The sequence below is a fragment of the Flavobacterium sp. genome (genome assembly GCF_049590715.1).
GTDB lineage: Bacteria > Bacteroidota > Bacteroidia > Flavobacteriales > Flavobacteriaceae > Flavobacterium.
On sequence record NZ_JBAWDL010000025.1, the window covers coordinates 24,239 to 31,674 of the forward strand.

Sequence of the window (7,436 nt, forward strand, 5' to 3'; positions counted from 1 at the left end):
TCTAGATTAAGAAATACTATCTGAGTATTTATACCGAACAAAAAAGCCCCATTTCATGGGACTTTAAAGCATTATATTTCTATATCAAACTGGGTCAAAGATTTAAACTGTTTTAATCTTGATGCTACTTCTTTTTTATCCAAAGCAACCATTCTATCTGTTCCAAATTTCTCTACACAGAATGAAGCCAAATTAGAACCATAAATAATTGCATTTTTCATATTCTCAAAAGAGACATTTTCACTTTGAGTAATAAAACCTGTAAAACCACCTGCAAAGGTATCTCCAGCACCTGTTGGATCAAATACTTCTTCTAATGGTAAAGCTGGTGCAAAAAAGACTTCTTTATCATGAAACAATAATGCTCCGTGCTCCCCTTTTTTGATTACCACATACTTTGGCCCCATTTCTTGGATTTTTGCCGCTGCTTTTACTAATGAATACTCACCTGACAATTGTCTTGCTTCTTCATCATTAATAGTGATAACGTCAACTCTTTTTATTACTTCTAATAATTCAGGTAGTGCGCAATCCATCCAAAAATTCATAGTATCTAAAACTACTAATTTAGGCGTAACTTCCATTTGATCTAAAACACTGCTTTGTACTAACGGGTGTAAGTTTCCTAACATCACTACATCAGCATTTTTATAATTTTGCGGTACTTTAGGTTGGAAATCAGCCAATACATTCAGCTGAGTATCTAAGGTATCTCTTGAATTCAAATCGTTATGATAACGACCACTCCAAAAGAAAGTTTTCCCTCCTTTGACAACCTCAAGACCTGAGATGTCAATATTACGTTCAATCAATAAATCTAAATATTCTTGTGGAAAATCATCTCCAACTACAGAAACTATGGCTGATTGCAAGTTAAAAAAAGCAGCTGATAGACCAATATATGTTCCTGCTCCTCCTAAAATCTTATCAGTTTTACCAAAAGGAGTCTCAATTGCGTCGAAAGCGACCGTTCCAACAATCAATAATTTATTCATTTTTTGAGTTTCGAATTAAAGTGCAAAGATAGTTCATAAGTTTGATAGTTGCAAAGGTTCGAAGACGCAAAATTATCATAAAAGTTTCCCTTCTTCTTTTTCATAAAAAGCATCAACAGAAAGCAGTTTATTTTCTGACGCCATGACCGCTAATTGATCACATCTTTCGTTTTGAGGATGATTATTATGTCCTTTAACCCACTTAAAATCAACTTGATGCTTTCTATAACTAATTAAAAAACGCTTCCATAAATCAGGATTTTTTTTTCCAACAAAACCTTTTTTCTCCCAACCAAATACCCATTTTTTAACTACAGAATCAATAACATATTTAGAATCAGAAACCACTAGTACTTTCGTACTAGGAGTTTTCAATTTTTCGAGACCTACAATTACCGCCAGTAGCTCCATTCTATTATTTGTAGTATACCTAAATCCTTCAAAAAATTCCTTTTTATAAGGCGTCCCTACTTTTTCCATTACAAGTCCATACCCTCCTCTTCCAGGGTTTCCTTTTGCAGAACCATCAGTATATATATTGACTTCGTAATTCAATGTGAGAGGAGTTATAAGTTAAAAATTATGAGTTATTAAGTTGGGAGTTAAATTTTTGAAATCAATAATTTTTCAATAACTTCAGGAAAATGCTGGTGTTCTAGTTCGTGAATTTTATTTGCTACTTCATCCGGTGTTTCTGTACCAGAAAGTTCAAAACTCTTTTGAAAAATAACCCCTCCTTCATCATAGTTTTCGTTAACATAGTGAATCGTAATTCCTGTTTCCTGCTCTTTATTTTGAACTATAGCATTATGAACATGCATTCCATACATTCCTTTACCACCATATTTTGGCAACAATGCTGGATGAATATTGATGACTTTATCGGGATAATTTGCAATAATTGCTTCAGGGAATTTCAACAAAAAACCAGCCAAAACGATCAAATCTGGCTGAAAATTATTTATTTTTTGTAAAAATTCACTTTCAAATAATTGAGTTTTAGAAAAAATTTCTGCTTCAATACCATATTTTTTCACTCTATCAATTACTCCTGCATTCACATTATTTGTAAAAACCCCTACAACTGCAACTTTATCATCAGAAGCAAAATATTTTATAATATTTTCAGCATTAGACCCCGATCCAGAGGCAAAAATCACAATTTTTTTCATCGGTATTCAATTATATTTAACGCAAAAAAAGGAATAAAAATTGAAAAAAAATAACTTCATCGCCTCTTTATTTCAATTTATTTTTTAAATTAGTTGACACATTTATCAACTAATTGATTGTTTTAAAATAAAGTTTTTTATTTTTGCGGTCAAATTAAATTCTAAAATTAAAGATTATGTCAGACATTGCATCAAGAGTAAAAGCGATTATCGTAGACAAATTAGGCGTTGACGAAAACGAAGTTGTAACAGAAGCAAGCTTCACTAATGATTTAGGAGCTGACTCGTTAGACACAGTTGAGCTTATTATGGAATTCGAAAAAGAATTTGACATTCAAATTCCAGACGATCAAGCAGAGAACATTGCTACTGTTGGTCAAGCTATTTCTTACATCGAAGAAGCTAAAAAATAATAAATAACACACCCGTTTACATTTTTGTACTCGGGTGTTTTTATTATTTTAAATCAAAAAATCAAGATTGAAATTCAATCAAAACGATATATAAAATAGAATACCCACTGCTTTTTTGTATCCTTACAAAAACAAAGAGTGGGTTTTATTTGTTTAAAGATAACAAAATAGACAAGTTATGGAATTAAGGCGAGTTGTTGTAACAGGTTTAGGTGCTCTTACTCCTATTGGGAATACCATTGAGGAATATTGGAATGGACTTATCAATGGTGTTAGTGGAGCTGCTCCCATCACTTATTTTGATGCTTCAAAATTCAAAACTAAATTTGCTTGCGAACTAAAAAACTTTAATGTAGAGGATTTTTTAGACCGTAAAGAAGCTAGAAAAATGGATCGTTATGCTCAATATGCTATGGTTGCCTCAACGGAAGCCATGGAAGACGCTAACTTTGACTTAGATAAAATAGACAAAGACCGCGCAGGAGTTATCTGGGGATCTGGAATTGGTGGTTTAGAGACATTTCAAATTGAAGTATTAAACTTTGCTGCCGGAGACGGAACGCCAAAATTCAATCCTTTCTTTATTCCAAAAATGATTGGGGATATCGCTTGTGGGCACATTTCAATTAAGTATGGTTTGAGAGGGCCAAACTTTGGAACAGTATCTGCTTGTGCATCTTCGACTAATGCAATCATTGATGCTTTCAACTACATTCGTTTAGGACATGCTGATATTATGGTAACAGGAGGTTCTGAAGCTGCTGTAACTATTGCAGGTATGGGAGGATTTAATGCATTGCATGCCCTATCTACTAGAAATGATGACCCAAAAACAGCTTCAAGACCAATGGATAAAGACAGAGATGGATTTATTTTAGGTGAAGGTGCTGGTGCTTTAATCTTAGAAGAATACGAACACGCAATAGCTCGTGGAGCAAAAATCTACTGTGAAGTAGGTGGTGGTGGTATGTCTGCAGATGCGCATCATATAACCGCACCACATCCAGAAGGTATAGGAGCAAGAAATGTAATGCTAAACTGTTTGAGAGACGCTGGTTTAAAACCAACAGATGTTGATGGTGTAAACATGCACGGAACATCAACTCCACTTGGAGATTTAGCAGAATCAAAAGCGATCTTACAAGTTTTTGGAGATCATGCTTACACAATGAATTTGAATTCAACGAAATCAATGACTGGTCACTTATTAGGTGCAGCTGGTGCTATTGAGACTATTTCTACTATTCTTTCAATGAAACATGGAATTGTACCTCCTACAATTAATCATTTCACAGATGATGAGAACATTGATCCAAAATTAAACTTTACATTCAATACTGCTCAAAAAAGAGAGATGAAAGTTGTAATGAGTAATACTTTTGGTTTTGGTGGTCACAATGCTTGTGTATTGATGAAAAAATTAGAATTGTAATTCGTTATATGCGTATTTTAAAAAAAATATTTTCAAAATCCCGTTCTCAAGAAGACGGGATTTTTTTTGATGCTATTGACAAAATACTTGGCTTTAAACCCATAAATATTGAACATTACCAAAAAGCATTTACCCATCGCTCAGTAAATAAATTAAGCCAAGATGGTAATCCTATTAACTACGAACGACTAGAATTTCTAGGTGATGCCATGCTGAGTTCAGTTATTGCAGCGCATCTATTTAACAAAGCCCCATTAGGAGACGAAGGGTATTTAACTAAAATGCGCTCAAAAATTGTAAGTAGAGAGCACCTCAACGAATTAGGCAAAGACTTGAATCTCATTCGCTTTGTAAAAAGTAAAGTTCCAGTAAATCACTTTGGAGAAAATATCCATGGTAATATTTTTGAATCATTAATAGGTGCAATTTACCTTGATAGAGGCTATGTATATTGTGAAAAATTTATCCAAAAAAGAGTAGTTACACCTTACGTAGACATCTCAAGACTAGAGGGAAAAGTAATCAGTTATAAAAGCTTAGTAATTGAATGGTGTCAAAAAGAAAAGAAAATTTTTCATTATGATATTTTTGAAGACAATGCTATTGATGGGCAACGTCTGTTTGGTGTAAAACTTAGTATTGACGATAAAGTTGTGGCTAAAGCAAGAGCAACGTCAAAAAAGAAGGCAGAAGAAAAAGCATCACAGCGTGCTTATTTTGCTTTTCAGACTCAAATGGACAAAAAGTAGGAAAAACAAACTAAAACTATAACGTTTGCGTTTAGAATTTAACTAAATCATTACAATATCAGTACTTATACTTAGATAGAAATGGTATATTTACATCTTGATTTGGAAATAATATGGCTATTCACAAATTAGAAATTGGAGAGTTTGACGAAATCGATTATAACCTAATTGCGATACATACTTCATTAGAGGATTATCGACTGGCCTATTTCATTAATCAAAGACTGCCCATAAATTTAGGCAAGAGTAAAGACGAAGTTCATATAAAGATAAAAAACGGAGAGACACAATTTTCTAGATTTTATTATTACGATACTGAGAAAACGGTTTCGTGGAATTTGGTACAAAACAAAAATGAAGTTTTCCAACAGAAACAAGAAACTACTCAAGATTTGTTTTCAGATACACCATTAGAAATGGCAACAAAAGTCTATTTACTTCCTGAATTTAAAAAAGCAGATTATTTTTTAAAAATCGAAAATACCGAAGACATGATAAACGTGTCTGAAATAAAACAAATATTAAATACAATTGAGGAAATAACTACCGCTTATACTGTAGATACGAATCAAATAAAATCAAAAAACAATTTAATTTTTTAAGAACAATGAGTACAAACAAAAAAACCAAAATTGTAGCCACCCTAGGACCGGCGTGTGGCACAAAAGAGATCATCAAAGATATGATTGAGGCTGGAGTAAATGTCTTCAGAATTAATTTTTCTCATGCAGATTATGAAGGTGTAAAAGAGAAAATCAATTTCATTAGAAGTCTTAATGAAGAATTTGGCTACTCAACAGCAATTTTGGCAGATTTACAAGGACCAAAACTAAGAGTTGGAATAATGGAAGATGGAGTTGTAGTTAATGATGGCGATTTAATTACTTTCACTACTGCCGAAGAGATTATTGGTACAGCTGATAGAGTATTCATGAAATACAAAAACTTTCCTAATGATGTTAATCCAGGAGAGAGAATCTTATTAGACGATGGTAAACTTCTTTTTGAAATTGTTTCAACAGACAAAAAAACGGAAGTAGTTGCTAAAGTTATCCAAGGTGGAGAATTGAAATCTAAAAAAGGAGTTAACCTTCCTAATACTAAAATTTCACTTCCAGCATTGACTGAAAAAGATATTGCAGATGCCATTTTTGCTATTGGTCAAAAAGTAGATTGGATTGCACTTTCATTCGTTAAAACACCACAAGATTTAAAAGATTTACAGGATTTAATCGCTGAGCATTCAGACGTTAAAATTCCAATCGTTGCTAAAATTGAGATGCCAGAAGCTCTTGAAAACATGGACAAGATTGTTGCTTACTGTGATGCCCTAATGGTAGCTCGTGGGGATCTTGGAGTTGAGCTTCCTGCACATGAAGTACCTTTGGTTCAAAAAGATTTAATACGCAGAGCTAAAATGGCTCGTATACCAGTTATTGTGGCTACTCAAATGATGGAAACAATGATCACTAGTTTAACACCAACACGTGCTGAAGTAAATGACGTTGCTAACTCTGTAATGGATGGTGCTGATGCTGTAATGCTTTCAGGTGAAACAGCTGCAGGAAACTATCCTGTACAAGTTATCCAAAAAATGACTCAAATTATTGAAGCAGTTGAAGATGCTCCAGTAATTCAAGTACCACAAAATACACCACAAATAAGAACAAATCGTTTTATCACTAAAACCATTTGTCGTCAAGCTGCAATTATAGCTAACACTATCGGTGCGAAAGCGATTTGCACAATGACTAACAGTGGTTATACCGCTTTTCAAGTTTCGGCTTGGAGACCATCATCACATATATTAGTTTTTACATCAAACAAAAGGATCCTTACACAGCTTAGTTTGTTATGGGGAGTAAGAACTTTTTATTACAACCAAGATGTAAGTACTGATGACACTGTAACTGACGTTAATAGAATTGTAAAAGCATCTGGATTAGTTGAAAAAGGAGATTTTCTTATCAACCTTGCAGCAATGCCTATCAAAGATAAAGGAATGGTTAATACCTTAAGAGTTTCTGAAATAGAATAATCCTTATCCTAATTAACAAAAAGAAGCCGACTCAAATATTGAGTCGGCTTTTTTGTTTAAGATTGGATCGGGTGAGACATAATTCAATTGAAAAGGGGTCACATAAATTATATGAAAGCTATACAAACAAAAACGTACAATGCAACCACTAGTTTTTTTTACAGAGGAAAAATCTAAAATTAGCTAGAGTTCCTAAAATAAAAAACCCGACAGATTTTAAAACCTGTCGGGTTTGAAATATAATAAAATGGTAATACTTAATATCTGTAATATTCTGGTTTGAATGGTCCCTCAACAGGAACTCCAATATAAGCAGCTTGGTCGTCACGAAGAACTTCCAACTCAACACCTAATTTAGCCAAGTGCAAAGCAGCTACTTTTTCATCTAAATGTTTTGGTAACATGTACACGTCATTGTTGTATGCCGCACTGTTTTTCCACAATTCGATTTGCGCCAAAGTTTGGTTAGTAAATGAGTTACTCATTACAAAACTTGGGTGACCTGTAGCGCAACCAAGGTTTACCAAACGACCTTCAGCAAGGATGATGATGTCATTTCCGTTGATTGTATATTTATCAACTTGTGGTTTGATTTCGATTTTTGATGCACCGTGGTTTTTGTTCAACCAAGCCATAT

9 protein-coding genes are annotated in these 7,436 nt (G+C 33.6%); 5 read left to right on the forward strand and 4 right to left on the reverse strand.

Features of this window, described 5'->3' with window-relative positions; translation table 11 throughout:
- Window positions 1-71: 71 nt before the first annotated feature.
- The 3 genes from WBQ70_RS01460 to WBQ70_RS01470 form a co-directional block, all read right to left on the reverse strand.
- On the reverse strand, window positions 72-995 hold the full coding sequence (locus WBQ70_RS01460; protein ID WP_423909555.1) for a PfkB family carbohydrate kinase: 924 nt from the start codon (window positions 993-995) through the stop codon (window positions 72-74).
- Window positions 996-1,070: 75 nt separating this feature from the next.
- Window positions 1,071-1,550: a ribonuclease HI gene (rnhA, locus tag WBQ70_RS01465; protein ID WP_423909558.1), complete on the reverse strand. Its 480-nt coding sequence runs from the start codon at window positions 1,548-1,550 to the stop codon at window positions 1,071-1,073.
- Window positions 1,551-1,597: 47 nt separating this feature from the next.
- The gene (locus WBQ70_RS01470) at window positions 1,598-2,167 is read right to left on the reverse strand and encodes a phosphoribosylglycinamide formyltransferase (RefSeq protein ID WP_423909561.1); all 570 of its coding nucleotides are present in this window, start codon (window positions 2,165-2,167) and stop codon (window positions 1,598-1,600) included.
- Window positions 2,168-2,343: 176 nt separating this feature from the next.
- Here WBQ70_RS01470 and WBQ70_RS01475 point away from each other — a divergent pair, with 176 nt between their 5' ends.
- The 5 genes from WBQ70_RS01475 (at window position 2,344) to pyk (ending at window position 6,799) form a co-directional block, all read left to right on the forward strand.
- Complete coding sequence (locus WBQ70_RS01475) at window positions 2,344-2,580, forward strand: acyl carrier protein (RefSeq protein ID WP_007137004.1); 237 nt, start codon at window positions 2,344-2,346, stop codon at window positions 2,578-2,580.
- 178 nt (window positions 2,581-2,758) lie between these two features.
- Complete coding sequence (fabF, locus tag WBQ70_RS01480) at window positions 2,759-4,012, forward strand: beta-ketoacyl-ACP synthase II (RefSeq protein WP_423909582.1); 1,254 nt, start codon at window positions 2,759-2,761, stop codon at window positions 4,010-4,012.
- A gap of 8 nt (window positions 4,013-4,020) precedes the next feature.
- Window positions 4,021-4,761: a ribonuclease III gene (rnc, locus tag WBQ70_RS01485; RefSeq protein ID WP_423909585.1), complete on the forward strand. Its 741-nt coding sequence runs from the start codon at window positions 4,021-4,023 to the stop codon at window positions 4,759-4,761.
- Window positions 4,762-4,874: 113 nt separating this feature from the next.
- Entirely contained in the window at window positions 4,875-5,363 is a 489-nt protein-coding gene (locus tag WBQ70_RS01490; RefSeq protein WP_423909588.1) for an IPExxxVDY family protein, read from the forward strand.
- A gap of 5 nt (window positions 5,364-5,368) precedes the next feature.
- Window positions 5,369-6,799: a pyruvate kinase gene (gene pyk, locus WBQ70_RS01495; protein ID WP_423909591.1), complete on the forward strand. Its 1,431-nt coding sequence runs from the start codon at window positions 5,369-5,371 to the stop codon at window positions 6,797-6,799.
- Window positions 6,800-7,056: 257 nt separating this feature from the next.
- Here pyk and WBQ70_RS01500 read toward each other — a convergent pair.
- On the reverse strand, window positions 7,057-7,436 hold a 380-nt coding region (locus WBQ70_RS01500), incomplete at its 5' end, for an adenosylhomocysteinase (protein WP_423909594.1).

Coding starts and splice junctions, on each gene's coding strand:
- pyk (WP_423909591.1), top strand. CDS start 5,369: ATGAGTACAAACAAAAAAACCAAAATTGTAGCCACCCTAGGACCGGCG.
- WBQ70_RS01460 (WP_423909555.1), bottom strand. CDS start 995: ATGAATAAATTATTGATTGTTGGAACGGTCGCTTTCGACGCAATTGAG.
- rnc (WP_423909585.1), top strand. CDS start 4,021: ATGCGTATTTTAAAAAAAATATTTTCAAAATCCCGTTCTCAAGAAGAC.
- WBQ70_RS01490 (WP_423909588.1), top strand. CDS start 4,875: ATGGCTATTCACAAATTAGAAATTGGAGAGTTTGACGAAATCGATTAT.
- WBQ70_RS01470 (WP_423909561.1), bottom strand. CDS start 2,167: ATGAAAAAAATTGTGATTTTTGCCTCTGGATCGGGGTCTAATGCTGAA.
- fabF (WP_423909582.1), top strand. CDS start 2,759: ATGGAATTAAGGCGAGTTGTTGTAACAGGTTTAGGTGCTCTTACTCCT.
- WBQ70_RS01475 (WP_007137004.1), top strand. CDS start 2,344: ATGTCAGACATTGCATCAAGAGTAAAAGCGATTATCGTAGACAAATTA.